The 26828-nt window shown below is 69.6% G+C and carries 25 protein-coding genes; 9 read left to right on the plus strand and 16 right to left on the minus strand.

All coding sequences use genetic code 11. The features are described 5' to 3' along the window. Positions 1 to 93: 93 nt before the first annotated feature. On the plus strand, positions 94 to 849 hold the full coding sequence (locus M3Q35_RS24435) for an SDR family oxidoreductase (protein WP_273934744.1): 756 nt from the start codon (positions 94 to 96) through the stop codon (positions 847 to 849). Here the strand turns inward: M3Q35_RS24435 and M3Q35_RS24440 are convergent. Beyond that, entirely contained in the window at positions 825 to 1601 is a 777-nt protein-coding gene (locus M3Q35_RS24440; RefSeq protein ID WP_273934746.1) for an alpha/beta hydrolase family protein, read from the minus strand. The genes M3Q35_RS24435 and M3Q35_RS24440 overlap by 25 nt on opposite strands. 147 nt (positions 1602 to 1748) lie before the next feature. On the opposite strand from M3Q35_RS24440, the gene M3Q35_RS24445 reads away from it, so the two are divergent. After that, a complete protein-coding gene (locus M3Q35_RS24445) occupies positions 1749 to 2669 on the plus strand; it encodes a serine hydrolase (RefSeq protein ID WP_273934748.1) in 921 nt (306 codons plus the stop codon). Here the strand turns inward: M3Q35_RS24445 and M3Q35_RS24450 are convergent. The 6 genes from M3Q35_RS24450 to M3Q35_RS24475 are packed head-to-tail and all read right to left on the minus strand — an operon-like array spanning position 2647 to position 8734. Next, a complete protein-coding gene (locus tag M3Q35_RS24450) occupies positions 2647 to 3471 on the minus strand; it encodes an ATP-binding cassette domain-containing protein (protein WP_273934750.1) in 825 nt (274 codons plus the stop codon). The genes M3Q35_RS24445 and M3Q35_RS24450 overlap by 23 nt on opposite strands. After that, a complete protein-coding gene (locus M3Q35_RS24455) occupies positions 3468 to 4424 on the minus strand; it encodes an ABC transporter ATP-binding protein (protein WP_379794310.1) in 957 nt (318 codons plus the stop codon). Before M3Q35_RS24455 ends, M3Q35_RS24450 begins: the two co-directional genes overlap by 4 nt. Further along, positions 4411 to 5226: an ABC transporter permease gene (locus tag M3Q35_RS24460; protein ID WP_273934752.1), complete on the minus strand. Its 816-nt coding sequence runs from the start codon at positions 5224 to 5226 to the stop codon at positions 4411 to 4413. The genes M3Q35_RS24455 and M3Q35_RS24460 overlap by 14 nt, the downstream gene beginning before the upstream one ends. Beyond that, on the minus strand, positions 5223 to 6164 hold the full coding sequence (locus M3Q35_RS24465) for an ABC transporter permease (protein ID WP_273934754.1): 942 nt from the start codon (positions 6162 to 6164) through the stop codon (positions 5223 to 5225). The genes M3Q35_RS24460 and M3Q35_RS24465 overlap by 4 nt, the downstream gene beginning before the upstream one ends. After that, on the minus strand, positions 6164 to 7654 hold the full coding sequence (locus tag M3Q35_RS24470) for an ABC transporter substrate-binding protein (protein WP_273944444.1): 1491 nt from the start codon (positions 7652 to 7654) through the stop codon (positions 6164 to 6166). The genes M3Q35_RS24465 and M3Q35_RS24470 overlap by 1 nt, the downstream gene beginning before the upstream one ends. Positions 7655 to 7705: 51 nt before the next feature. After that, positions 7706 to 8734: a LacI family DNA-binding transcriptional regulator gene (locus tag M3Q35_RS24475; RefSeq protein WP_273934756.1), complete on the minus strand. Its 1029-nt coding sequence runs from the start codon at positions 8732 to 8734 to the stop codon at positions 7706 to 7708. 266 nt (positions 8735 to 9000) lie between these two features. On the opposite strand from M3Q35_RS24475, the gene arfA reads away from it, so the two are divergent. Beyond that, positions 9001 to 10524: an arabinosylfuranosidase ArfA gene (arfA, locus tag M3Q35_RS24480; RefSeq protein WP_337960469.1), complete on the plus strand. Its 1524-nt coding sequence runs from the start codon at positions 9001 to 9003 to the stop codon at positions 10522 to 10524. A 51-nt stretch (positions 10525 to 10575) separates the two neighbouring features. Here arfA and M3Q35_RS24485 read toward each other — a convergent pair whose 3' ends face one another. From M3Q35_RS24485 to M3Q35_RS24510, 6 genes are all read right to left on the minus strand, one after another. Next, positions 10576 to 11925 carry an epoxide hydrolase family protein gene (locus M3Q35_RS24485; protein WP_273934758.1) on the minus strand — a complete coding sequence of 450 codons (1350 nt, stop codon included), beginning with the start codon at positions 11923 to 11925 and terminating at the stop codon, positions 10576 to 10578. Positions 11926 to 12006: 81 nt separating this feature from the next. Then, complete coding sequence (locus M3Q35_RS24490) at positions 12007 to 13329, minus strand: DNA-3-methyladenine glycosylase 2 family protein (RefSeq protein WP_273934759.1); 1323 nt, start codon at positions 13327 to 13329, stop codon at positions 12007 to 12009. A 199-nt stretch (positions 13330 to 13528) separates the two neighbouring features. After that, entirely contained in the window at positions 13529 to 14458 is a 930-nt protein-coding gene (locus M3Q35_RS24495) for a chitinase (RefSeq protein WP_273934763.1), read from the minus strand. After that, a complete protein-coding gene (locus M3Q35_RS24500; RefSeq protein WP_273934765.1) occupies positions 14455 to 15390 on the minus strand; it encodes a chitinase in 936 nt (311 codons plus the stop codon). The genes M3Q35_RS24495 and M3Q35_RS24500 overlap by 4 nt, the downstream gene beginning before the upstream one ends. A gap of 72 nt (positions 15391 to 15462) precedes the next feature. Beyond that, a complete protein-coding gene (locus M3Q35_RS24505; RefSeq protein WP_273934767.1) occupies positions 15463 to 16311 on the minus strand; it encodes a glycoside hydrolase family 16 protein in 849 nt (282 codons plus the stop codon). 158 nt (positions 16312 to 16469) lie between these two features. Further along, the gene (locus M3Q35_RS24510; protein WP_273934769.1) at positions 16470 to 17327 is read right to left on the minus strand and encodes an aminoglycoside phosphotransferase family protein; all 858 of its coding nucleotides are present in this window, start codon (positions 17325 to 17327) and stop codon (positions 16470 to 16472) included. A 35-nt stretch (positions 17328 to 17362) separates the two neighbouring features. On the opposite strand from M3Q35_RS24510, the gene M3Q35_RS24515 reads away from it, so the two are divergent. Continuing rightward, complete coding sequence (locus M3Q35_RS24515) at positions 17363 to 18274, plus strand: nitrilase-related carbon-nitrogen hydrolase (RefSeq protein WP_273934771.1); 912 nt, start codon at positions 17363 to 17365, stop codon at positions 18272 to 18274. 241 nt (positions 18275 to 18515) lie between these two features. On the opposite strand, the gene M3Q35_RS24520 is transcribed toward M3Q35_RS24515, so the two are convergent. The 3 genes from M3Q35_RS24520 to M3Q35_RS24530 form a co-directional block, all read right to left on the minus strand. After that, positions 18516 to 18668 carry a hypothetical protein gene (locus M3Q35_RS24520; RefSeq protein ID WP_273934773.1) on the minus strand — a complete coding sequence of 51 codons (153 nt, stop codon included), beginning with the start codon at positions 18666 to 18668 and terminating at the stop codon, positions 18516 to 18518. Positions 18669 to 18765: 97 nt separating this feature from the next. After that, on the minus strand, positions 18766 to 20010 hold the full coding sequence (locus M3Q35_RS24525; protein WP_273934775.1) for an SAM-dependent methyltransferase: 1245 nt from the start codon (positions 20008 to 20010) through the stop codon (positions 18766 to 18768). A gap of 32 nt (positions 20011 to 20042) precedes the next feature. Continuing rightward, the gene (locus M3Q35_RS24530; protein ID WP_273934776.1) at positions 20043 to 21428 is read right to left on the minus strand and encodes an FAD-binding oxidoreductase; all 1386 of its coding nucleotides are present in this window, start codon (positions 21426 to 21428) and stop codon (positions 20043 to 20045) included. A 116-nt stretch (positions 21429 to 21544) separates the two neighbouring features. Here M3Q35_RS24530 and M3Q35_RS24535 point away from each other — a divergent pair, with 116 nt between their 5' ends. From M3Q35_RS24535 to M3Q35_RS24555, 5 genes are all read left to right on the plus strand, one after another. Continuing rightward, positions 21545 to 22027 (plus strand): pyridoxamine 5'-phosphate oxidase family protein, encoded by a 483-nt coding sequence (locus M3Q35_RS24535; RefSeq protein ID WP_273934778.1) that lies wholly within the window; start codon positions 21545 to 21547, stop codon positions 22025 to 22027. Then, entirely contained in the window at positions 22024 to 22500 is a 477-nt protein-coding gene (locus tag M3Q35_RS24540) for a DUF3558 family protein (RefSeq protein ID WP_273934780.1), read from the plus strand. Before M3Q35_RS24535 ends, M3Q35_RS24540 begins: the two co-directional genes overlap by 4 nt. Positions 22501 to 22527: 27 nt before the next feature. Then, positions 22528 to 23241, plus strand: coding sequence for a hypothetical protein (locus M3Q35_RS24545; RefSeq protein ID WP_273934782.1), 714 nt, complete (start codon positions 22528 to 22530; stop codon positions 23239 to 23241). Positions 23242 to 23358: 117 nt separating this feature from the next. Continuing rightward, positions 23359 to 24291, plus strand: a complete 933-nt coding sequence (locus tag M3Q35_RS24550) for a thiopeptide-type bacteriocin biosynthesis protein (RefSeq protein ID WP_273934783.1) — start codon at positions 23359 to 23361, stop codon at positions 24289 to 24291. Beyond that, positions 24281 to 26767, plus strand: a complete 2487-nt coding sequence (locus M3Q35_RS24555) for a hypothetical protein (RefSeq protein WP_273934785.1) — start codon at positions 24281 to 24283, stop codon at positions 26765 to 26767. Before M3Q35_RS24550 ends, M3Q35_RS24555 begins: the two co-directional genes overlap by 11 nt. The last annotated feature ends 61 nt before the right edge of the window (positions 26768 to 26828 follow it).

Below are 26828 nucleotides of genomic sequence, written 5' to 3' on the forward strand. Positions count from 1 at the left end.
CCCGGTCGCGCGTCGGCCCCGCTGAGATCATCCTCAGGGTTGACCCCGGGAAAACCGGTCGCCATCCGCCGTCCCGTGATCCAGATTGGCCCTATGAGCGCACGGGGAACGGCACTGGTGACGGGGGTCGGCCGGTCGGCCGGCATCGGTGCGACGGTGGCCGCTGACCTGGCCGAAGCCGGCTGGGACGTCGCGATCAGCCACTGGCGGCCCTACGACGAGAAGATGCCGTGGGGCGGTGACCCGGACGCGCAGCGGGAGCTGACCGACCGGATGACGGCCGCCGGCGCGCGGTCGGTGGCGATCGAGGCCGACCTGGGCGATGCGGCCGTGCCGGCACGGCTGTTCGACGAGGTCGAACGCGAGCTGGGCGCCGTCACCGCGCTGGTGATGTGCCACTGCGAGAGCGTCGACTCGGGACTGCTCGACAGTTCAGTCGATAGCTTCGACCTCCATTTCGCGGTCAATGCCAGGGCGACCTGGCTGCTGATCAAGGAATTCGGGCAGCGGTTCCGCGGTGACCACGGCAGCGGCCGGATCGTGGCGTTCACCAGCGACCACACCGTCCACAACATGCCCTACGGCGCCAGCAAGGGCGCACTGGACCGGATCACGCTCGCCGCCACCCACGAGTTCGCACACCTGGGCATTACCGCCAACGTGATCAACCCAGGGCCGAACGACACCGGGTGGATGACCCCGCAACAGCTGTCCGACGTCACACGGGCCACGCCGCTCGGCCGGGTCGGCACGCCACAGGACTCCGCGAACCTGGTGACGTTCCTCTGCTCGCCCAAGGGCGGCTGGATCAATGGCCAGCTGCTCTACAGCAACGGCGGCGTCAAGTAGCGCCGGAACCAGTCACTGAACGCCTCGTCCACGCGGCGGGCGTCGTCGTTGCCCGGCGCCAGCTCGGTGGCCAGGGCGTGGTCCAGGCCCGGGATGTCGATCAATTCGGCGTCCAGCGCCTTGGCCAGTCGGCCCAGCGGCTCACGGAACTCCGGCTCGTCCTCGTCGCCGCGGACGAGCAGCAACGCCAGTTCGGGGTGCCGCCGACGGAGTTCGTCGGCACGCGCGACGAAGTCCAGCCGAGCCGCGGCGGCCCGCGACTCGTAGCACCATCGAAAGGGCGTGCCGAACCAGTTCGCCGTGCTGTCGGCGACCGGCTCCAGTTGCGCGATCGGATTCACCAGCGCGACCGCGCCCACATCGACGTCCTGCTCGGTGAGCACTTGCAACGCCACCGCGCCACCGGCGGAGCCGCCGAAAAAACCGAGGGGTCCATCAGTTTCGAGCTGGGATCGCAGTTGTGACAACGCCGTCGGAAACATGCCGGACGCGGTGCTGACCATGGGGTCGATGAGCATGAGCACGTAGTCCTCGGCGGCCCGACGATCGGTGTCGTCGCACTCGGGCAGTCGCATGTAGACACGCCAGGCCGGCACGTCGGCCATCGGCAGCGCGGCCGCCATCGCCGTTTCGGTGCGCGGCGGATCCAACATGTGCCAGCCGACCAGCAGTGGCGTGCGGTCGGTCGGGTGTTCGGGCGGGCGGGCCAGAAACGGTACTCCGGCGGCGGTGCCGCGGATCATTTCGTCCATGAGCACACCATGGCAGACGAGCCTGACAATCCCGCCCGGGTAGCTTCGCGGTCACCGCCCGGAGCCGTTCCTAAGAGCTTCGTGAAATGACTCTGTCGGTTCCCAGTCGATGGGGATGGACGGCGCTCGCACCCCGTTTGACCAGGCATGAGACGTCTTCCGGCGACCTTGGCGCTGCTCACGGCGACAGTAGCAGTGGGTATCGCGCTGCTCGCGTCAACCCCGGTCACCGCCACCCTCGCCGCGGAGCGCCAAACCGTCCCGCCGCCCACGACGACAACGGTCCCGACAACGACCACGACCACCATGACGACGACCACGACGCCCGCCCCGACGGTGGCGCCGGAGGTCGTCGGCGAACTCGTGGACAAGGCCGCCAACAGCGTCGTCCCGGGTACGACCGTTGGCGTGCTGGCGGTCGACACCGACAGCGGCGAGACAGTGGCCAGCTACAACGCGACCGAGCCGATGTACACCGCGTCGGTGGTGAAGCTGCTGATCGCCATCGACCTGCTGCACAGCGAGAACTGGCAGCCGGACGACGCGACGGCGGCCCGGCTGGAGCAGATGATCTCCTACAGCGACGACGACATCGCCAACGCCCTGTGGGACGAGGACGGCGGCAACTCGATCGTCACGCGGGCGGCCGCGCTGATCGGCCTCACCGAGACGCAGCCGCCGGACGATCCGGCGCAGTGGGGCGAGGCGATGATGTCCGCGCAGGACGTCGTCAAGACGTACCAGTACATCCAGGACGAGATCCCGGCGCAGGCGCAGGACGTGCTGATGACCGGCATGCGCAACGCCGCCGCGACCGCCGCCGACGGATTCCAGCAGTACTTCGGCATCCCGGACGGCCTGCCGGGCACCTCGTGGGCCATCAAACAGGGCTGGATGCTGCTGATGTCGACGACCGTGCTGAACACCACCGGCATGGTCGGTCTGGGCCCAACCATGCCCTACGCGGTGGCCATCATGACCGAACTGCCGGCCGGAACCTCGTGGGCGGATGGAATGAATGCGGTTTCCGTGGCGTCTGGCGCAATCAAAGCGGCTTTCGTTCGCTGACGAGGTCCGCGGTCGTGACGCCGGACAGGGCACCCCGCAACGTCGGCACCGCCTGGACCAGCTGCCGGGTGTACGGATGCCGCGGCTCGCGGTAGATCTGTTCCACATCACCGATTTCCACCAGTTCGCCGGACCGCAGCACGGCCACCGTGTCGCAGACGTGGCGGACCACGGACAGGTCGTGGGAGACGAAGACCAGCGTCAGCGCGAACTGGTCGACCAGCTCGGCCAACAGATTGAGGATCTGCGCCCGCACCGACACGTCCAGCGCGCTCACGGGCTCGTCGGCGACCACGACGCGGGGCTTCGGCGCCAGGGCCCGGGCCAGCGAGATCCGTTGCCGCTGGCCGCCGGAGAACTGGTGCGGGAACCGCCGGCCGGCGTCGACCGGAAGGCCGACGGCCGCCAGCAGCTCGGCGACACGCTCGTCCTGGCCAGGGATTCGTTGCGCGACAAGAGGTTCGGCGATGATGTCCCGCACCCGCATCCGCGGGTCGAGTGAGCCCATCGGGTCCTGGAACACAACCTGAAGATCGCGTCGAAGGAAGGACAGCTGCCGCTCGGAACGTCCGTCCACCCGCCGGCCGTCGAACGTGACAGTGCCCGAGGTCGGCTGGTCGAGGCCGGCGAGCAGCCGGACCAGCGTGGACTTGCCCGAGCCCGACTCGCCTACGATGCCGAAGCGCCGGCCCGACTCGATCTCGAACGACACGTCGCGCAGCGCGTGCACCTCCGCCCGCGGCCCGAATGCCGACGTCCGCGCGCGACGGTAGACGCGACTCAGGTTCTCCACCTTGATCATTCGTCGCCTCCGACCGGGTGCCAGCACGCGTGCCCGCGTGTCGACTCGCCGAACCAGGGCGGCTGCACGCGGCACTGGTCGTCGGCGCGCGGGCAGCGGTTGCGGAACACGCAGCCGCTCGGGAACTGCCCGGCGGCCGGCACCGCGCCGGCGATGGCGTGCAGGCGGCCTTGCTCGTCGACAGCCTCCAGATCGGACGCGTCGAGCAACCCCTTGGTGTAGCGGTGTTTCGGCTCAGTCAGCACGTCGGCGACCGGTCCTGACTCGACGATCCGGCCGCCGTACATCACCAGCACCCGTTCGCAAACCGTTGCCACGACTGCGAGATCGTGCGTGATGAACAGCAGCGCGGCGTCCCTTTCCTTTACTCCCTTGGCAATCAGGTCGAGCAACTGCGCCTGGACCGTGACGTCGAGAGCAGTGGTAGGCTCGTCGCAGATGAGCACATCCGGGTCATTGGCGAGAGCGATGGCCAACAGCACGCGTTGCCGTTGCCCGCCGGAAAGTTGGTGCGGATAGGCATTCCCCAGTTCAGCGACATCCCGCAGGCGCACCTGCTCGAGCAGCCGCAAGGCATCCCGGTGCGCGGCGGCGCGATCCCTCGCCGTGCGGTGGATCAACCGGGCTTCCGCGACCTGGTCGACGATCCGCATGGACGGGTTCAACGCCGTCATCGGCTCCTGGAACACCATGGCCAGCCGCGAGCCACGCAACGTCGAGAGGAGGTTTTCCGTTGCCCCCACAAGGTCTTCCGGCACGCCGTCGAGCCGGACCGACCCCGTGGCCGTGACGTCGTCGGGCAGCAGGCCGAACACCGCCGACGCGGTCAGCGACTTGCCCGAACCCGACTCGCCGATCAGGCCGACCCGTTCACCGCCCCCGACCGTGAAGGAGACATCGCTGACCAGCGGCAGCTCGCCGGCCGCCACGCACAGTCCGTCAACCTCGAGCACGACGGCCCTCCAACCTGGGGTCGAAGCGATCACGCAGGCCGTCGCCCAACAACGTGAAACCCAGCACCGCGACGGCGATCGCCACGCCCGGCACGATCAGCAGCCTCGGCTGCACGGCCAGGAGTTCCTGGGACTCCTGCAGCATGCGCCCCCATGACGGCGTCGGCGGCTGCGTGCCGAGACCGAGGTAGGACAGCGCCGCCTCGGCCAGCACCGCGATGCCGAACGACACCGAGCACTGCACGATCACCAGCCCGGCGATGTTCGGCAGCACATGCCGCACCGCGATCGCCGGCCCGGACCGGCCGGCCGACCGCGCCGCCAGCACGTACTCCGTGTTCAGCACCTGCAGGGCGGAGCCGCGGGCCAGGCGGGCGAAGGACGGCACGGTGGCGATGCCGATGGCGATCATGGCGGTCAGCGTGCTGGCCCCGAACGCGGCGCCGAACATGATCGCCAGCAGCAGCGCCGGGAACGCCAGCACGATGTCGTTGGCCCGCAACACGATCTCGCCCAGCCAACGCGGACCGGCCGCCGCGAAGACACCGAGTGGCGTGCCGACGACCGCGGCGACGCCGACGGCGACCACGCCGACGTACAGCGTGGTTCGCGCGCCGACCATGAGCTGGCTGACGAGGTCCCGGCCGAACCGGTCGGTGCCCAGCCAGTGGGCGCCGCTCGGGCCTTGCAACCGCAGCGCCGCGTCGACCTGAGTCGGGTCGAACGGCGTCCACAGAAAGGAGAGCAGCGCCGCCAGCACGATCAGCCCGACCAGCACGGCCCCGATCACGAGGTTCCTCACCGCGCCCTCCGCAGCCTCGGGTCAACGACCGTGTAGAGCACGTCGACGAGGAGGTTGACCACCAGCACCGCCGCCACCAACACCATCACCACGTCCTGCACGACGATCAGGTCGCGACTGCCGACGGCGTCCAGCAGCATGCTGCCGAGGCCGGGGATGACGAAGACCCGTTCCACCACCACGGCCCCGATCAGCAGTGTCGCCAGTTGCAGGCCGAGCACCGTCACGACGGGCACCGCCGCGTTGCGCAGACCGTGCCGTACCAGGGCCTGCGTGGGCTTGAGGCCCTTCGCCCTCGCGGTGCGGAGGTAGTCCTCGCGGAGCACGTCCAGCACGGCCGAGCGGACGTACCGGGTCAGCACCGCCGCCTGGACCAGGCCGAGCGACAGTGCCGGCAGCACAAGGCCTTTCAGAAACGCCACCGGGTCGGCGTCCGGCGGTGTCCACCCACCCGACGGGAGGATGTGTAGCGACACAGCGAAGATCTCGACCAGGACGATGCCGGCCAGGAACGCGGGAACCGCCGCGCCGAGCTGGCTGAGGCCGGACACGACCGTGCCGGACGCCGTGCGGTGCTTGGCCGCGGCGAGCGTGCCGAGTGGGATGGCGACCAGCACCGCCACCACCGTCGCCGCACCGACCAGCCACAGGGTCACCTCGAAGCGGTCGAGGAGCTGGGGGCCAATCGCGTCGCCGGTGACGTAGGAACGGCCGAAGTCGCCGGTGAACAGGCCGCCGATCCAGTCGAGGTACTGCACCGGCAGCGGCCGGTCGATGCCAAAGGCGTGCCGGGTCTGGGCAAGGAGCTCGGGCGTGGCGTTGACGCCCAGCGCCACCTGCGCGGGATCACCGGGCAGGACGGCCATGAACGCGAACACGACAAGGGAGGCGATCGCCAGTGTGAGCAGGAAGATGCCGGCCCGGCGGAGCAGCGCCATCACGACCGTCCCAGTGCTGAGAGGTCGAAGGCCTCGCCCACCTGGTTGGGCGGCAGGCCGGTGATGCCCTTCTTGGCCACGATCAAGTTGGGCAGCAGGAATAGCCAGTCCGCGGCGGCGTCGGCGTTGATGGTGCGAGCCACCTGCTTCATGTCGGCAATCTGCTGCTGTGGTGTGCCGGCGTCGGCCTCGGCCAGCAGCTGGGTGACGGCCGGGTTGCGGTAGCCCCAGTAGTACTTGGGGTTGCCGAAGGTCGCGATGTCACGGGCCTCGACGTGGGCGACGATCGACATGTCGAAGTCGTGGCCGGTGAACACCTGTTTCAGCCAGACCGCGGGAAAGTCCAGCTCCTCGATGGTCACCGTGACGCCGATCGCGGCGAGCTGGGAGCGGATCACCTGCGCGGAGTCCACGGCGTAAGGGAGGTTGGGTATACGCAGCCGTAGCGTGAGGTGCTGGTGGCCGGCGTCGGCCAGCAGCTGCCGAGCCTTGGCCGGGTCGTACGGATAGACGGTGGACAGATCCTCGTACCAGGGGTCCGAGGGCGGGACCATGCTGCCGATCAGCAGGCCCTTGCCCGCCCACGCGGTGTCCAGCAGGGCCTTGCGGTCGATGCCGTAGGTGAGGGCCTGACGGACGCGCTTGTCGTTCAGTGGCGCCACGGCGTTGTTGAAGGACAGCACCACCTCGGCGGTGGTCGTGCCCTGGATCGTGGTGAACCGTTCGTCGCTGGCGAACTGGGCCAGGGAGTCGGGCGCCTGCACTGAGCTGATCACGTCGATGCCGTTGCTCAGCAGGGCGTTGTTCAGAGCGGTCGGGTCCTGGAAGTACTTCAGGACGACCCGGCGGTAGGCCGGTTTCGGGCCCCAGTAGCCCGGATTCGCCTTCAGCACGAGGGAATCGCCGCGGTTGAAGCGGTCCAGCTGGTACGGGCCGGTGCCGATCGGGGTGGTAGCCAGCTGCCGCACGCCGCCCGGCGCGAACATCGCGCCGACGCGGCCGGTCATGGAGAACAGCCAGCCGTTGCTGGGCTGCTTCAGGACCACGTGGGCATGCGCCGGGTCGACGACCTCGACGTGGTCGACCACGTCCATCTGCGACTTCAGCGAGATGGTCCAGTCGGTGTGGACGCGGTCGATGCTGAACTTGACCGCATCGGCGGTGAAGGGCTCGCCGTCGGTGAAGGTCACGCCGGTGCGGAGCTGGAAGTCGTAGGTGCGGCGGTCGGGGCTCACGGTCCAGGACGTCGCCAGTTGCGGCACGATCGCGCCGTTGGCGTCGAGACGGACGAGGCCCTGGTAGACGTTGTCCAGCAGGGCCTGTGGGATCGCGGCGCCGTCGGTGTGGGTGAAGTCCAGGTTCGCGGGTGCGGCGCTGGCGCCGATGGTGATCGAGTCGGCGCTGGGTGACGAGTACGCGGTCGAGCCCGCCGAGCAGCCGGCGAGGGCGGCGACCAGCGTCAAGGCGAGCAGCGCGCGGAGCACGGTGATCACCCTAGCCAGGGTGACGGGCGGTGTCCCGCCATGTGGGCGGCCGGCTCGTCACATCGGGCAGCGGGCCCCGGCGACGGTGTTCGTGCTTTCGCGGACCTGGAGCGCGTGGGGGGCGATGACCTCGCGGGGCGGGGCGTCGAGGCCGTTCACACGTTCCAGGAGCATGGTCACGGCCGCCTCGGCGATCTGGGTCTTGTCCGGGGCGACGGTGGTCAGCGTGGGAGTGCTGAAGCGGCCGTCCTCGATGTCGTCGACGCCGACGATGGCGACGTCCGCCGGCACTCGCAGGCCGGCGGCCAGCAGGGTGCGGAGGGCGCCGAGGGCCAGCAGGTCGTTGAAGCAGAACACGGCGTCCGGCGGGTCGGCCAGGGACAGCAGCAGGCGCATGGCGGCGGCGCCGTCGGGTCGATGGTACGACTCGGCCGGCACCACCAGGTCGGGGTCGTAGGCGATGCCGGCCGCGGCCAGCGCCTCCCGGTAGCCCTGGAGCCGCACGTTGGCGGTGCCGGCGGCGGACACGCGCTGGTCGCCGATGGCGGCGACGCGGCGTCGCCCGAGGCCGAGCAGGTGCTCGGTGGCCTCGCGGGCGGCGGTCACGTTGTCGATCGCGACCAGGTCGGCGATGCCGGGGCCGACCTGCTCGCCCAGCAGCACCAGTGGCAGGTCGGCGCGCATGGCCGTGAGGAACTCGGCGTCCAGGGCGAGCGGGCTGATGATCAGGCCGTCGATGGTCCGGGACCGGGCCCCGGAGGAGGTGAGGCGTTCACGGTCGCCACGGCCGTCGGTCTGGTCGATGAGCACCGACCAGGACTCGCGCTCGGCGGCGGCAATGACCTCCTCGGCCAGTTCGGCGAAGTACGGGATGCCGAGCTCGGGCAGGGCCAGGCCGATGATGCCGGAGCGGCCGTAGCGCAGGTGCCGGGCAGTGAGGTTGGGCCGGTAGCCGAGCTGGTCGATGGCCTCGCGGACGCGGCTGCGGGTGGCCGCGCTGACATGCCGGTACTCGTTGACCACGTTGGAGACGGTCTTGACCGAGACCCCGGCCAGCTTGGCCACGTCCTTCAGGCTGGCGCCCACCCACGCTCCTCCTGCCGCGGTCGTCTTCCCTGCTGCCGACTGTACGGCTACCCTCGCGTAGGGCCGGTTTACAACGTTGGAAACCGAGGAGGCCCGCCCTGAACCAGGGGAAACTGTTCAGCGGTGGCCACGGCTGCCGCATGACGGGAGTTCCTACGGAGTCCGGTACGCCCAGGTGCCGGCCGCCGCTCTGCGGAGCGGGCCGCCGTTGGTGGCCCGCTCCGGCCGGCGGCGGCTGGTGACCGCGATCGAAGGATGACAACACGGTGCGACAGGCACGACTGACGCTCGACCCCGGCTTCGCCGTCGGCGAGGTGGACCCGCGGCTGTTCGGCTCGTTCGTGGAACACATGGGCCGCTGCGTGTACACCGGCATCTACGAGCCGGGGCATCCGGCCGCCGACGAGGACGGCTTCCGCGCCGACGTGCTGGACCTGGTGCGGGAGCTGGGTGTCACGGTGGTCCGCTATCCCGGCGGCAACTTCGTCTCCGGCTACCGCTGGGAGGACGGGGTGGGGCCGCGCGGTGAGCGCCCCAGCCGGTTCGACCTGGCGTGGCGGCAGATCGAGACGAACGAGTTCGGGCTGAACGAGTTCATGAAGTGGTCACGCAAGACCGGCGTGGCGCCGATGATGGCGGTGAACCTGGGGACGCGCGGCGTCCGTGAGGCGGCTGACCTGGTCGAGTACTGCAACTTTCCCGGCGGCACCGCGCTTTCCGACCTGCGGGCCAAGCACGGCAATCCGGAGCCGCACGGGATCTCGTTGTGGTGCCTCGGGAACGAGCTCGACGGCCCGTGGCAGATGGGCCACAAGACGGCCGACGAGTACGGCCGGCTGGCCAACGAGGCCGCGAAGGCCATGCGCATGGTGGACCCGAGCATCGAGCTGGTGGCGTGCGGGAGTTCGAGCAGCGGCATGCCCACGTTCGGGTCGTGGGAGGCGACCGTGCTGGAGCACACGTACGACAACGTCGACTACGTGTCGCTGCATGCCTACTACGAGGAGCACGACGGCGACCTCGGCAGTTTCCTGGCCAGCGCGGTGGACATGGACCGGTTCATCGACGCCGTGGTGGCGACCTGCGACCACGTGGGCGCGAAACTGCGCAACCGCAAGCAGATCCGGCTGTCGTTCGACGAGTGGAACGTCTGGTACATGCAGCGTTTCGTCGGCGAGAAGAACCTCGTCGCGGAGCGGGTGCCGCGGTTGATCGAGGACAACTACCACGTGGCCGACGCTGTGGTGGTCGGCTCGCTGCTGATCACCTTGCTGCGCCACGCCGACCGCGTCGGCGTGGCGTGCCAGGCGCAGCTGGCCAACGTGATCGCGCCGATCCTCACCGAGCCCGACGGCGGTGCGTGCCGGCAGACCATCTTCTTCCCGTTCGCCCATGCCGCACGCCATGCGCGTGGGCGGGTGCTGCGCGTCGAGCCGGATTCGCCGCGTTACGACACCAAGCGGTTCGGTGACGTGCCGTTGCTGGAGGCCGTGGCCACTCAGGACGGCGACGAGGTGGTGCTGTTCGCCGTGAACCGTTCGGTCGAGGATTCGTTGGCGTTGACCGCGAACGTGCGTGCGCTGCCCGGCCTGTCGGTGGTGGAGCACGTCGTGCTGGCGTCGGAGGACCGGTCGCTCACCAACACCGTCGCCGAGCCGGATCGGGTGCTGCCGCGGCGGATCGACGGCGCGTCGGTTGTGGACGGTGAGCTGACCGCCGAGCTGCCGGCGCTGTCGTGGAACATGATCCGCATGAGCAGCCCCCGAATCCAGCCTAGCGCCCAGGACTGACAGCTTGGATTCTTGATCGAATCGAGCAGCCCCCGTTTCCATCCAACCAGATCAACCTGGGAGCCGGCCCCGGCCGAGTGGTGGCCGGGCCGACGAACGCCGGTTGCCAGGTTCGTGTGGTTGGATGGAAACGGGGGCTGCATTTTTCGGGGCCGCGCGGACGGTCGCGGTCACGAAATCGGTCGGGTTGGCCGCTGCGGTCGCCTGGCCAACGGATCGCCTTCGGAATCGACCCAAGAAGTCACGAGGATCGGTCCGAAGCGGGCGGAAGAACTCGCGGATCTCGGTGACCAGGTCGTCGGGACGCTCGAGGGCGGCGAAGTGGCCGCCACGGGGGAACGCGGTGAAACGCTGGAGGTTGTAGGCCCGCTCGACCCACGAACGAGGCGGGACGAAGTTGTCATGGGCGAAAGCGGCGAAACCGGTGGGAACCGAGACGTAGCCGGGAGTGTGACGGCCGAGCATGCCCTCGGTGTGCATGGTCTCGTAGTAGAGCCGAGCGGACGTGGTGATGGAGTTGGTCAACCAGTACAGGGTGATGTCGGTGAGCAGCTCGTCCTTGCTGAACACGGACTCCACGTCACCGCCGCAGTCGCTCCACGCCCGGAACTTCTCGACGATCCACGCGGCGAGCCCGGCCGGCGAATCGGACAGGCCGGCGCCGAGGGTGGCGGGCCGGGTGCCCTGAATCTGCGCGTAGGCGCCCTGGGCGGAGAAGAATTCCGAAGCCTGGTCAAGGAATTTCTGCTCGACGGAGGTGACCGGCGAAGAGACGACCGGAGTCGCGCCCATCAGGTTCAGGTGGATGCCGATGACGGAGGAGGCGTGATCGCGGCCGATGCGGCTGGTGATCTGGGCGCCGAAATCGCCGCCCTGCGCGCCGTACCGCGAATAGCCGAGCACCTCGGTCATGAGCCTGTGAAACAGGCCGGCGATGGCGGTGGGGTTGATGCCGGACGTGCCGGGGTGCGGCGAGAAACCGAAGCCGGGCAGGCTGGGCGCGACGACGGTGAAAGCGTCGGCCGGGTCACCGCCATGGGCGGCGGGGTCGGTCAACGGACCGAGAATCTTGTGCACCTCGAAGAACGAGCCGGGCCAGCCGTGGGAGAACAGCAGCGGCAGCGGACGGGGACCAACACCCTTGGCGTGTACGAAATGCAGGGTGGTGTCGTCGAACGAAGCCAGGAACTGCGGCATCTCGTTGAGCCGCTTCTCGGCGGCGAGCCAGTCGAATGAGGTACACCAGTACGTCACCAGTTCAGCGAGGTAGCCCGGTGGAGTGCCGTGCGTCCAGTCCTCTCCGGACAGTGCCGGCGCGAACCGGGTGCGGGCGAGCCGCTCCCCCAGGTCCACGAGCTGCTCCTCGCTGGTGACACTCTGAAATGGACGAACCTGCGCCATTGTCCTGCCCCTCTCGAACGGCCTCTATGGAGAGCATGGCGCGGTCACGAGGTGCGAGCTGGCAGAAAAACGACATCAGATTCAAGACAGGTACTGGCCAGCATAGGCTCGCCAGGGTCGCCAAGTGGTGGAATGCGTTGCCAGATCGGTGATGCCGAGCTTTCGGACGCCGCACCGGATCGCGGGATCGGCGGCGCTGAAGGCGTCGGGATCACCCAACGCGCGCTTGGCGATCGTCTCCACGGTCACGACGTCGATGCCCAGAGCCGAGAGTTGCTCACGAGCTTGAAACCAGTCGCTGCCCACGCCGAGATCCACCTCGGCCAGCGCCCGGGCGATGGGAAGATCGAGCGAGGCCAAGTCGGGGAAAACATGCGTGAGGCCGCCGGCCGGATCCGAGATCGGGGTCCCGTAGCCGACCACGCCCGAGCCGACAATTGCCCGCACGGCGAACTCCTCGGCTGACACGGTTCGCGGCACGCGGCGGCCGGGATCCTTGTCCACCAACGGGGTCAGCACGGGATCGGCCCGTAGCGCCTCGTCCACGGCGACCGGATCGGCGTCCAGGTCAAGCAGCCGGCGGCAGCGGGTGATCGCCGTGGACAGGTCACGGAGATCGGCCAGCGTGAGCCGGCACTCGATGTGCTCGGGCAGCGGGCGCAACGCCACAATGCCGTGACCGTGTGGCAATCCGAGCGTCCGCCGGTACGCGCCGTCGCGCCACTCCTCCACGCCGGGCAGCATCTCGGCCTTGAGCCGGGCGAACAGATCGTCGGCATCGAGCGGCTGACGGAACGGGAGTCGCAGGGTCAAGGTGCCCGGTGCCGCCGACTGCTGACGGCTGCGCGCCCGCAGGCGCAGCTCGCTCGGCGTCTGGGCGAAGATCTCGCGCACGGTGTCGTTGAACGTCCGCACGCTGGCGAATCCCGCCGCGAAGGCCACGTCGCCCAACGGCACCGGCGTCGTTTCGATCAGCAGCCGCGCCGTTTGCGCCCGTTGCGCACGGGCGATCGCCAGCGGCCCCGCGCCCAGTTCCGCCAGCAGTTGACGTTGGATCTGCCGCACGCTGTAGCCCAACTTGGACGCCAGGCCTGGCACGCCGCCCCGGTCCACGACGCCGTCCGCGATCAGCCGCATCGCGCGGGCCACCAGGTCCGCGCGCTCGTTCCACTGGGGCGAGCCCGGGCTGGCGTCGGGCCGACAGCGCCGGCACGCCCGGAAACCGGCCTGTTGTGCCGCTGCCGCGCTGGGAAAGAAGCGGAGGTTCGCGCTCTTCGGCGGCGTCACCGGGCAGCTCGGTCGGCAGTAGATGCCGGTGGTGATCACCGCGGCGTAGAACCAGCCGTCGAAGCGGGCGTCCTTGGCGCGGACGGCCCGCAGGCAGCTCTGCGTGTCCTTGTGCACGTGTACAGCATCGTCGCTGGTCGGGGGCTTCGCCAGCGGAAATGCGACGGGGCGGGGCATGATCGAAATGAGGCGCCCCCGAATCAATCCAACCAGGTCGGCCGGGGAACGCGGGGTGGGCGAGGTCGACCAAGATCGCGAAAAGCCCGACTGCCAGGTTCGTGTGGTTGGATTGATTCGGGGGCTGCGTTGATCGGGTCTACTTGAATGCGTCGGCGAAGGCCAACGGGCTCTGGCTGACGCCGCTGCACGTGGGCGAAGCCTGGGGTGAGAAGGCCGAGCAGGACTGGTCGCGGTTGATCGACCAGAAGGCCAGTCGGCCGATGCCGTTGGAGTCGGCCCACGACTTCACGGTGCGGGCGTTGTCCAACGAGAACGTGGAGTTGTCGTCGTTGGTGCCGATCATGGGCGTGATGCCCACATTCCCGTACCCGTAGCCGGAATCGACGGACTGGAGCTGGGCCAGGGTGTGCTGGGTGGCCTGGATGGCGGCCTGGCCCATGTCCTGGTTGCCGGCGTAGTAGTCCATGGTCATCAGATTCACGTTGTCGACCTTCACCCCGGCCTGGTGCGCGGCCTTGATCAGGTTGACGCCGTCGCCAGTGAGACCGCTGGGCAGCACGGGCAGGGTGAGCGAGAAGGTGAGTCCGGGGTTGCCGGCCTTGAGGTGCGAGATCGCCGTCATCTGACGAGCCGCCGCGGCGGCGTCGGCGATGGCGGCGCCCTCGATGTCGAAGTCGAGCGACGTCACGCCGTAGCTGCTGATGATCTTCTGGTAGCCATCGTCGATCTTCCCTTGGTCGGTGCAGGTCCAGGCCAGCGGCTCGCCGGCGGCGCCGCCGGAGGAGATGATCACCGACGCCCCGGCGGCCTTGGCCTTGCTGATGGCGCCGTCGGTGGCGGGATCGTTGCCGACGGGCAGGGTGTCGCCCCAGATCTGGTCGCACCCGGAGCCGATGACGAACGCGGCGGTGAACGCCTTGACGCCGTGCTGGCTGACGGCGGTGTCCAACATGCCGGGGTTGGTCATGTCGACGTACGGGACGAACTGGTCGGCGGTCACGGCCTGGGCGGGCGCGGCCGCGAAAACCAGCCCGACAGCGGCGAGGACGGGAACCAGGCGCTTCACGCGGCACCACCACCGATCTGGTTGAAGATCTTCGAATACGCGTAGCCGGTGGCCTTGTCATAGCTGGCGACCTCCCAGAAGGCCAGCAGCTGCACACCGTTGGACTTGGCGAAGTCGGCCAGCTTCGAGGCGTCGTCCTGGCTGAAGGTCTCGTTGTCGTCGTTCTTGCCGGCGATGGGCGTGACACCGAGCCGCCCGTACGCCTCGTCACCGGAAATCCCGTACAGGCCAGCAAGTTGGGCACTGGTGGCCTTGGCCGCCGACAATGCGTCGTTCAGGGCGTTCTCGCCGTCGCCGAAGTCCATGGCCATGATGTCAACCGTGGAAACGTTGACACCCTTGGCTTTGGCGTCCTGAAGCACGCCCATCTCAGTGCCGGGCAAACCATCCGGCGCTACCGCGAGGGTGTAATCCACCTGTACTTCCGGGTTCTGTTGCTGCAAGGCGGCCAGCGCCTGGTTGCGACGCTCGTTGGCCGCGGAGTCGCCGAGCACGTCGCCCTCGATGTCGAAGTCCAGCCGGTTCACGCCGTACGTCTTGACCACGTTGGCGTAGGCGGCGGTCAGGTCCTCGACGGAGGTGCAGGTCTGGGCCAGCTCGCCACCCTGCGCGCCACCGAAGGAGATGATCACGTCGCCGCCCTTGGACTGGAGATCCTTGATCTCCGAGGCATACGCCCCGACCGGCGTGCCGCCGGCCTCCCACTGCGGGGTGCAGCCGTTCTGCGGTATCAGGAACGCCAACGTGTAATGGCTGACGCCGCTGGACTGCATGTCCTCGGCCATGAGGCCGGCGCTGGAGTCGGACAGCTCCAGGTACGGCGCGGCGAAGTGCGCGGGCAGCGTGTGTGGCGCGGCGTGGGCGGCCGGCGCGGCGAGGCCGACCAGCCCCAGCGCCAGCGCGCTGGTGAGCAGGGATCGCGTGCAGGGCATGGGTTTTCTCCAGGTGTGCAGGGATCAAGGCTCCGCCGCCGGGCAGGGGGCGGCGGCGCGGTTCGGGGGAAGTCAGCCGGTCGTCACGTGCACGTAGTCGACGACGAGCTGCTGCGGGAAGGACGTGCTGCCGTCCGGGTCGCCGGGCCAGTAGCCGCCGACGGCCAGGTTGAGAATGATGTAGAAGGGATGGTCGAACACCCACTGGTTGCCGCTGATGTCGGCCGGGGTGCGGGTCTCGTAGACGTTGCCGTCGACCGACCACTGGATCTGGTTGGGCGACCAGTCGATCGCGTAGGTGTGGAAGTCGTCGGCGAACACCGGGCCGTTGTAGGCCGCGCCGACGCCGGCCGAGCCGGAGTAGCCGGGGCCGTGGATGGTGCCGTGCACGGTGTTCGGCTCGTTGCCGACGTTCTCCATGATGTCGATCTCGCCGCACTGCGGCCAGCCGACGTTCGGCTCGCCGATGTTGTCGCCGAGCATCCAGAACGCCGGCCACATGCCCTGGCCGCGCGGGATCTTCATGCGGGTCTCGACGTGCCCGTAGGCCTGGGTGAACTGGCCCGCCGTCGACAGCCGGGCCGAGGTGTACTCACACGACCCGTACCAGCACTGGTAGTTGCCCGGATTTTCCTTTTTGGCGGTGATGACCAGGTGGCCCTGTCCGTCCAGCGCGGCGTTGTCGGTGCCGGACGTGTACCACTCGCGTTCGTGGTTGTTGACGTTGTCGCCGGTCTCGAAGTGCCACTTGCCGGTGTCGACGCCTGCCCCAGCGGGCCCGTCGAAGTCGTCGGTGAACGAAGCGTCTAATGGTTGCGCGACAACCGAAGCGTTACCCGATAACGCGAGCGCCACCGTGAACAGGACGGCGAGGCCGGCGCGGGCCCGCAGTGGACGTGAGCGCCGCAGGGAAGGCGTCACAGTCGATCACCTCTCAGATCAAGTTCCGATGCTCCCTCATGATTGATCCGTGGCGGCGGTCCCAGCGAGTATCCGAGGTCTAGACCATCAATGGCAAGGGGCTTCGTGCAAGTCGCGCGAGAACTGCTCACACGGGGTAGGGTGCGCCCGCCGCGCGGTCAGTCGAGCAGCGTCCCCACGAGACGTTCACCGGCGTCGACCAGCCATTTCGGACCGTGCCGGTGCCCCAACAGCACGGCACGGGCGGTGCGCACCAGCGCCCAGCGCCGCGCCCGTTCGCGATCGATTTCCGCCGCCTCGCAGAAGATGTCCAACGCCCGCAGATGGCCGGATGTGAGCAACAGGCGGGGACTGTGGATCACGGTGAAGGCGTCGTAGGCCGGATCGCCGGCCAGCCCCTTGGGATCGATGGCCAGCCAGGGTTCACGGTCCGAGGACAACACGTTGGCGTCGTGCAGATCGCCGTGCACCACGGTGTCGGGATGATCGAGTTCGCGCAGCGCGGCGACGGCCGCATCAACCACGCGTCGGGGCAGGGACGAGGCGGCCAGGATCTCGGCCTCCCAGCCGGCGACCTCGTCCCGGATCCGCGGCAGCCCGGGCGGCGCGGGGACGGCCAGCCGCCGCGACAATTCGCCCAGCGTAGTAACGGCCTTGTCGTTATCTGCGACGTCGGCGAGCGAACCGGGCCCGGCCCGTTCGAGCAGCATCGCGAACCGGGCGTCGTCACGCTCGTACAGACGGACCGCGCCGCGACCATTCCACGCGGCGAAGGCGTCGGGCTGGTCGACGTTGCCGGGGTGTGGAAAGGACACCTTGATCGCGGCCGATGAGCCGTTCCGACGTACCGGCAGCACCACCCCGACGGCACCATGGCGAACCGGCCCGTCGAGCACGCATGACCAGCGTTGCAGCAGGTCAGCGGCAATATTCGGCAGTGCGCGGAGCCAAGCCCGACCGGCCTCGCCCGCACGCTCAGCCGTCGAGCGGGCGAAGGCCTCCGGCACATCGATCATGGCCCCGAGAGTAGATCGGCAGGTAGCGTCGCGGCATGGCCAAGTTGACCGCCGCCGTCGTGCAGGCCGCCGCCCCGCTGTTCGACACGCGCGGGGCGTTATCCCGGGCCGAGAGTCTCATCCGCGAGGCCCGGGCGGAGGTGGTGGTGCTGCCGGAGGCGTTCCTCGGCGGTTACCCCAAGGGCCTGGACTTCGACATCACCGTCGGCCGGCGCACCGACGCCGGCCGTGAGCTGTTCCGGCGCTACCTCGAAGCGGCCATCGAGATCCCCGGCCCCGAGGTCGACGCGCTCGCTGCCGTCACCCGCGACCTGCGCTGCCACGCCGTGGTCGGCGCGGTCGAACGGCGCGGCGCGACCCTGTACTGCGTGGCGCTGTTCTTCGGGCCGACCGGCTATCTCGGTCTGCACCGCAAGCTGATGCCGACCGCCGCCGAGCGTTACCTGTGGGGGCAGGGCGACGGCTCCACCCTTCCCGTGATCGACACCGGCGCGGCGAGGCTGGGCGCGGCGATCTGCTGGGAGAACTACATGCCGCTGTTCCGCACCACCATGTACGCCAAGGGCGTCGACCTGTGGTGCGCGCCGACCGTTGATGATCGCGACCAGTGGCAGGCCAGCATGCGGCACGTCGCGTTGGAGGGTCGGTGCTTCGTGTTGAGCGCCAACCAGTTCCTGCGCCGCGAGGGCGTTCCCGCCGAGCTGCACCGGCACGACATGGGGCCGGTGCTGATCAACGGCGGGTCGGTGATCGTGTCCCCGCTCGGCGAGGTGCTGGCCGGTCCGCTGCGGGACTGCGAGGGCATCCTCACCGCCGAGCTCGACCTCGACGACCTGCCGCGCGCCCGCTTCGACTTCGACGCCGTCGGCCACTACGCCCGGCCGGACGTGTTCAGCCTGCGGGTGGACGAGACGGCGCGAAACGCGGTGACCGGCCTCGGGGCATGATCGAAATGAGCATCCCCCGAATCAATCCAACCAGATCAACCTGGGAACAGGGGTCGGGCGGGGTTCGGCAAGATCACGAAAACCGGGTCTGCCAGGTTCGGCGAGTAGAATTGAATTATGGGGGATCCCAGGGAAGTTGATCTAGGCGCGCGCATTCGGCCGGGTACTTGTCTTGGGCGCCACATGCGCTTCCCATGTGCGTCCTGATGCCACATAGGAAGCGCATGTGCCAGGGGTTGAGCTAATCGGCGAGCAGCGGGATCTGGGCGGCCGTCACCGCGCCGACGTGCGCGGGCGGCGGATCTGACAGGCAGCGACCGCTCCGCGGCACCAGATCGGGCCGTAGCCGCGGGTCCGTGCCGTCGGCGGTATTCGCCGTGACGGCAAACATCATTGGCTCGATCCGGCCGCCCGTGCCGCTGGAGCACAACGCCACATGCGCTTCCTATGTGGCATCTGATGCCACATAGGAAGCGCATGTGGGGAACCTGTCACGCCTGCGGGGGTTCCCAATTGGGGCGCAGGGGCATGTGCGAGGTGGTGCCGTCCAGCTTCACGCCGAGAATCTGGTGCAGCTGGATGTTGTTGGCGTCGAAGCCCCACTGGCATGCGGCCAGGTAGAGGCGCCAGATGCGGGCCTTGGGCAGCCCGACCTCCTCGACGGCCTCGTCCCAGTGCGCGTCCAGGTTGGCGCACCAGCCGCCGAGCGTCTTGGCGTAGTGCTCCCGGATGTTCTCCGAGTGCCGGATCTCGAAGCCGGCCTCGTTCATCCGCGACATCAGGTAGCCGGGGCCCTCGAGCTCGCCGTCCGGGAAGATGTAGCGGGTGATGAAACCGCCGGCCTTGAACGGGAAGTCATCGCTTGGCCGGGTGATGCAGTGGTTGAGCAGCCGCCCGCCGGTACGCAGCTTGTCGTACAGCGAAGAGAAGTACGACGGCAGGTTGGCCGCGCCGATGTGCTCGGTGAGGCCGATGGAGCTGATCGCGTCGAAGCCGCTCTCGGGCACGTCGCGGTAGTCCATGAACCGGACCTCGGCCAGGTCCTGCAGACCCCGCTCGACGATGGCCTTCTGCGCCCACTCGGCCTGCGAACGGGACAGCGTGACACCGAGGGCCTTGACGCCGTAGTGCTCGGCGGCGTGCATGACCATGCCGCCCCAGCCGCAGCCGACGTCCAGCAGCCGCATGCCCTCGGTCAGCCCGAGCTTGCGCGACACCAGGTCGAACTTGGTGAACTGGGCGGTCTCCAGCGAGGCATCGTCGGTCGGGTACACCGCGCAGGTGTAGGCCATGGACGGCCCGAGCACCCACTCGTAGAACCGGTTGGACACGTCGTAGTGGTGCGAGATGGCCTGCGCGTCCCGGCTCTTGGAGTGCCGCCACCCCTTCTGCCGGGCCTCGTACGGCGGCGGGCTGACCGGCCACCAGAACCGGTGCTTGGCCAGCAGCGCCACCAGCTCCATGGTGGTCTTGGCGTCCAGCTTGCCCAGCTCGATGTCGCCGAGCATGTGGAACGTCTTGTACAGGTCGCCGACCACCTCGAGGTGCCCGGTCACGTACGCCCGCGCCAGACCGAGCTCGCCGGGCGCGGATGCCAGGTACGACAGCGCGAACGGGGACCTGATCTCGATGCGGACCTCGGCGTCGGCCGGTCCGGACCGGCTGCCGTCGTAGGCGACGAACTCGATCCGGCCGTCCGCCTTGAGCGTCCGGCTGAACAGCTCCGCTAGCCGCATGCGCGACCCCTCTCTATCCACGCCCCCGGGTGCTAGCGCCCTCGGACACACTTGTCATACAGGTCGGGCAGGCGGTTCGCCGGGTCGTAGTCCCGCTTCACCGCCCGGTACGCCTCGCCGTTGTAGAACCGCCAGAACTCCTCCGGCGGGTAGTACGAGTCGGAGTACAGCGACTTGTGCCCGCCGAGCTCGGCGACCACCCGCTCGATGCGCCGGTTGTAGACGCCCTCCTCGTCGCCGAACCCGAGCCGCACGCCCGACCAGAACCCCACGTTGACGTACAGCGTCTTCGGGTCGAGCGGGTACAGCGGCCACGGCCGGTCGTCGGTGACCTGGAGCGGGCACAGCCACACCGGGCTGATGCCGATCTCCTTGTCGAAGAACTCCAGGAACTCGGGCAGCCGGTCCACCGGCACCTCGATGTCCTGGATCACCGGCTCACTGGGATACCCGTGCAGCAGGGTCTCCACGCGCCGGCTCAGGCCGTAGTGCCGGTCCAACGCGACGATCTTGCGGTAGACGTCGGAGCGCAGGTACTTGCGCGGCACGAACCGGCGCACGAACGGGTCCTGCACGCCCAGCGCCTTGGAGCACCAGAACCAGTCGGTGTCCCAGCGCCACAGATAGTCCCGCACGGTCAGGTAATCGGTCTGCTTGAACGGGATGGACTTGTAGTAGATCTGCTGACCGGTGTAGTCGCTGGTGTACGGGGCGGTGTCGACGAAGTCGCCCAGCGTCAGGAACATCGCGCCGCGGCTGAACACGGTGCCGTCGATGAATTCGACGGCTTCGCCGTCGTACGAGCGCTCGGCGCAGATGCGGGCGATCGCGGCGGCGCAGTCGTGGGCGTTGTCGAAACGCACGTGCCGCAGCCGCACGAACGGCTTGACCGGCTGGAGGTCGATCTCCAGGCGCAGCGAGTAGCCGAGCGTGCCGTACGAGTTGGGGAAGCCGGAGAACAGCTCGGCGTGCTCGTTGTCGGCCCGGGCGACCACGACCCGGCCGTCGCCGGTGAGGATCTCCATCTCGCGCACGGACTCGTGCGGCAGGCCGTTGCGGAAGGAGGAGGACTCGATACCGAGGCCGGAGACGGCGCCACCGAGCGTGATCGTCTTCAGCTGCGGCACCACGTGCGGCATCAGGCCGTGCCGCAAGGTCGCGTCGGCCAGGTCCTCGTACGTGGTCATGCCGCCGACCTGGGCGGTGCGCGTCGAAGGGTCGACGCTCAGCACCTGGTTGAACCGGCTGACGTCCAGCCCGGGATGGGCGTTGGCGTCACGGAACCGGAACAGGTTCGAGGTCGGCTTGCGCAGCCGCACCGGTGTGCCCGGCGGCAGCGCGTCGTACTGCGCCCGCAACGCCGCGACGTCCGCGGCATGTCGGTCGGAAATCGCCGTCCCACCTGCTTGGTTGCCCACGGCAACCGACTCTATTGGGCCGGGTGCCCCACGTCACCTCGGAATAACGTGATCCGTTGTCATCCTCGACACACGCTGCCCGGACGGGCGGGGTGTGAACTGCGATACTCGACGACATGCTTGCGCTCAGTGAGATCGCACCCGCATTCGTGGCCATGGCTCACCGGATCGTGTGGTGCACGGTGTCGACCGTGGACGGCGCCAACCGGCCCCGCTCGCGCGTGCTGCACCCGTTCTGGGAGTGGGACGGGGCCCGCCTGACCGGCTGGATCGCCACCATGCAGACCGGGCCGAAGAAGGCTCACCTGGAACACAGCGCGTACACGGCGTGCAACTACTGGGCCCAGGACCATGACACCTGTCTGGCCGAGTGCCGGGCGACCTGGGAGCAGGACGCGGTGGTCAAGGAGCGGGTGTGGCGGCTGTTCGCCGACGCCCCCGAGCCGCTGGGCTACGACCCCGGCGGCATCGGCGTGCCGGGCTGGGACGGCCCTTCCTCGCCGGCGTTCTCGGTGCTGAGGCTGGATCCGTGGCGGATCCGGGTGCTCACCGGCGAGCAGCTGGCGACCGGCAAGAAGGCGGCGGTGTGGCGGGGTTGAGACGGGCGCTGGTGTTCGGCCTAGCGGCCCTTGCACTGGCCGGCTGTTCGGCGACTTCTGACGCGAACCCGGCCCCGGTGAAACTGGACGATCTCGACCTGAAGCCCTACGTGGCCAAGCCGTGCTCGCTGCTGACCGATGACCAGCGGTCGGATCTGGGCCTGACCAGGCCGCCGGTGGATCACTCGACCGGGCCGGGCATCGGGACCTGTTTCCTGACCGCGGGCGAGACGGACCGGACAGTGACCCTGGAGGTGGCGACCGACTGGCCCGATCCGTCGAAGATCCCGGACAAGATCAAGATTGCCGGCTACCCGGCGGTGGAGATCAAGGGCCCCACCACCTGCAAGGTCCAGGTGAGCGTGGGCGGCAAGCAGCAGATCTCCGGGTTCGCCACCGGACCGAAAGCCTGCCATTCGGCTGAAAACGTTGCGACTTCGGCGATAGGGACGATCAAACAGCACAGCCCGTGACCATGCGTGGGGGATGATGGGACCGCTGTGGAACCGCAACCGGAAGACCTCAACGCCTGGGTGAACGCGGGGTTCGCTCGGGGAGAAGCGGCTGTCTGGCGCCGCTGGGGCTTCACGGTGGCGACCGCGCGGGCCTGGATCTCGGCCGGCGTGACCACGGGTCTGACGGCGGCGCAGTGGGCGATCGCGGGCGTCACGCCGAGCACGGTGCCGGGCTGGCGGGACGCGGGCATCAGCCCGGCGGACGCGGTGCGCTGGCACGAGTTCGGCGTCGGCCTGCGGGCGGCGGCGGAGTTCCGGTCCCGCGGCATCTCGCCGGAGCAGGCGTGGTCGCAGCGCACGCACGGCACCGACGACCCGGCGGACATCGAGGTGGTGCAGCGCTGGCGCGAGGCCGGCGTGGCGGGCCCGGTGCTGAGCTCGTACCTGCTGCGGCAGTGGCTGGACGACCAGGCGCTGGAGTGGGCCCGCCAGGGCGTGGACGCGGCGGACGCGATGGGGTGGCGCGAGCTGGGCCTGTCCCCGGCCGAGGGCGGCGAGCTGGCCCGCGGCGGCCGGCGGCCGGTGGCGGAGCTGCGCGAGTGGTGGCGGGTCGGCATCCCGTTCGAGGAGGTCGCCGACTGGCTGGGCGCGGGCCTCGGCCCGGATGAGGCGGCCGGGCACCGGGCCAACGGCGTCACCGTCGAGCAGGCGGCGCGGCTGCGGGATCAGCGCCGTCGCCGCCGCGAACGGGAGTCATGACCGAACACGGGTCACCCTCGGAGTGGGCACCCGTTTACTCTTTCGACTGACGGAACGGCCCCATCCAGCGCACATCACTTACCGTCATCACGGGGTGACGAGAAAGGTGACGTGCGGGTGGGGTCGATCGAACCCATGGTATCGGTGGCCGGCCGCCGCGTGCCGCTGGCCGAGTTCATCGCCGACTGCCTCGACCCCGCCGGGGACGAGGAGCTGGTCGCGGCCCGGCTGACCTTCCTGGCCGGCGGGCTGGACGCGCTGCGCACGGCGGGCGCGCCGCGCTGGACGCAGGTCGGCCTGGCCGGCATCGCCGCCGGGCTGTACCCGGCGCTGCGCGACGACGTCGAGCAGCTGCTGGCCGACGGCGAGATCACCGACTTCCTGTTCACGCACGGATCGCCGGGCATGCGGGTGCGGTTCGCGGCCGCGCCGGGTCGGGCCACTCAGGTACGGGCCGAGGTGCGTCGGCTGGCGGCGCGCTGGCGGCGGCGCGGTCTGGTGGCCGAGGCGGTGCCCGGCGTGTACGAGCCGGAGGCGCACCTGTTCGGCGGCCCCGATTCGATGCGGCACGCCTATCAGCTGTTCACCGTGGATTCGCTGTTCTGGCTTCGTCTGCACAGTGCTGATGGCTTCGGGTCCCTCAGCGACAGCGCACCGGCCTGGGTGGTGTCGTTGCGCATGCTGCGCGCGGTCTTCGACGGCCTCCAGATCACCGGCTGGGAGGACCGTGACGTGTGGGCCCGGGTACGGGAGATCACCGGCGGCGAGGCCGGGATGCCCACCGAGGAGCTGGTCGGTTGGTGGACCGGCGACGAGGACCTGCTGTCCCGGCTGCCCGAGCCGACCCGGGAGCTGTTGGCCCGGCACGAGGAACGGGTGACGCCGGTGCTGGACCGGTGGCGGGCCGAGTACTTCGCCACCGACCAGGCCCGGGTCGGGCCGCGCGAGGCGGCGGCGTACCACGTGGTGCAGCACTGGAACCGAGCCAAGCTCGGTCCGGCGCGACAGGCCCGCATCCTGGACGCACTGGTCGGTCGCCGTGCCGGATGACGCGTTGACCATCGGCGCCGGCGGCCTGCTGCGCGTCGCCGGCCTGCCGGCCCGGCTGTGGACCGCAGTCGGCAACCCGGAGCTGTTCACCTTCCTCCGCGAGCGAGAATGCGAGCAAACCTCGTATGCCCGGTTCGCCGACACGCTGGCCGGGCGGCTGGGCGCGGAGCTGGTGCCGCACCCGTACCTGGAGCCCGAGGAGCGGGCCGAGCTGCTGGCGCTGCGGCGGCTGCTGCACCGCGGCGAGCCCGTGCCCGAGGAGGACTGCTACCGCGTCGCCGCCTCGGTCGTGGGGCTGTCGCCGGAGCTGGCCGACGATCTCACGCACGCCGGCGACTGGTCGACGGCGATGGTCGGGCGGCTGGTCGAGGCCGAGAAGGCTCTCGCCACGGAACGTGAGCGTCTTTCCGATCTGCCCTGGCGGCTGGTGAACTCCTCGGAGTTCGCCATGCGGGCGGTCACCGAGGCCGCGCCGGGCATGGTCGACGACATCCGGCGGCGGCTGTCGTTCGGCGAGACCTGGGACAGCAAACGCTTGCGACACCGGTCGGACTATCTGCTTCGCGTGCTCGCGCGCGGCGCGGCCAAGCCGACGCCGCGGGACTGGCTCGGGCACGTGGCGCTGCTCGGCGTCGGCCGTCGGGCCGGCGCGTGGACGACCGTCGGCGAGTCAGCGGCCAATCGCGTGGCCGCGACGCGGGGCGACCGCGCGCTGCCGGACCTCATCGGCGCGACCGTGAGCCTCACGGGACTGAACTGGGTCGAGGGCGATCACTTGTGTTGCTGGGTGGTGGATCCCGTCGACAGCGGCACCATGCGCCGCGTGAAGGTCCGCCGCACGCCCGCGCTGGACTCGATCCGGCGCGCGCTGTCGACCGGCGCGTTCGAGGCGGACGAGCTCGTCATGCGGCTGTCCCCCGACGCACCGGACGTGTTGCGCAACTACCTGCGCCACTTGGCCGGACTGGGCGTGTTGGTGGTATCCGCGCCGCCGTCGAGCGAGCTGACCGGCTGGGGGCCGACGGCCGCCGCGCCGCCCAAGCCCGGCTTCGTCGACGTGTACCGCAAAGCCGGCGGCACGATGCCCACCGAGGCCGCGTCACGGCTCCAGACCCTGCTGGGCCAGGCCGGCCGCGTCGGCGCGATTCTGGCCGACGCCGCCGGGCCCGCGCCGGAACACCCCATCCTGGCGTTGGTCGGCCCGCAGCCGCGGCCGGTGACCGAGGTGCTGGCCGAGTTCCTGGGCAAGCACGAGGACTCCCGCGAGCCGGCGCTGCACGACTGGGACAGCGGCCTGCCGCGGCAGCGGCCCGGCTGGCCGGCGGCACCGTCCGATGTGGACAGCCCGTACGGCCGCCTGCTGGCGCTGCTCGACACCGACGCGGACCAGGTTCTGTTGACGCCGCAACAGTTGGACGCGATCGGCGCGCCACCGGCGACCATCCCGGCCTGGCCGGTGGACTGCCTGGTGCGGCCGATCGGCGTCGGCGGCGGTCACGGGGCAGTGCTGGAAGGTGCCGCGCCGGCCGGTGTGGTGGATGCCCGGTTCGTCGAAGCGCTTCGACATCTGCACGGCGAACTTCCCCACGTGACCGCCTATCGCGCGTTTCTGGACGAACTTGGCCGGCGCTGTGGGGCCGAGACCGTGGAGATCCTGGTGCCGCCGCAGGACGCCCAGGCCGCCGGGGCGGTGCGCCGGCCGCGCTATTGTCCGATGTGGACCGGCGACGCCGATTCGTCCGCCTACCAACCGGCTGGCGGCCGCTACCTGGCGCTGGACCGGATCACCGTGCGGCGGGTGGGCGACCGGATCGTGGCCGAGGACGCCGACGGGCCCGACGGCCTTGCCCTGTGGCCGATGTACCACTCGGCCCGAGCACCCCTCGCCCCGTGGGGCTTACTCGTGACACTTCTGACCGCCGCGTCGCCGGTGCGACGCCTGGCCGGACCGGTGGCGCTGGGCAACCCCCTGGCCGCGCTGCCCGGCCGCAATCGATTGCCACGCTTGGTTCTCGCCGGTGGGCTGGTGCTGTCCGGGGCCCAGTGGCGGATCGCCCGCGAGCAGCTGCCGGCGGCCGATCTCGCGCCGACCGAACGGATCCGAACCATTGCCGCGCTGCGCATCGGCACCGGCATCCCACGCTGGGTGTTCGCCCGCTCGCAGGGCGGCCACCAGCCGCGGCCGGTCGACCTCGACTGCCTGTCCGCGGTGCGGGCACTGGACAAACTCCTCGCCGACGACCCGGAATCCGGCCTGGTGTTCGAGGAGATGCTGCCCGATCCGCACCACTTCCCGCTGCGTGACGCCGACGGCGAGCCGGTCGCCGGACAGCTGCTGGCGCGACTGCCGGTGGACGCGACGCCGGGACGCCTGGCCGCGCGGGCGATGTTGGCCTGGAACGGGGTCGTCACCGCCGAACAGGAACGGGCACTCCCCCGACAGCGTGACAACACGGGCAGCAAGGTGCCGGCATGAGGGTCCGACTCACGTTCACTTTCAACAGCCATCCGAGCGAAACGTGACTCATGCGCCGACG

The sequence above is a fragment of the Kutzneria chonburiensis genome (assembly GCF_028622115.1).
Taxonomy (GTDB): domain Bacteria; phylum Actinomycetota; class Actinomycetes; order Mycobacteriales; family Pseudonocardiaceae; genus Kutzneria; species Kutzneria chonburiensis.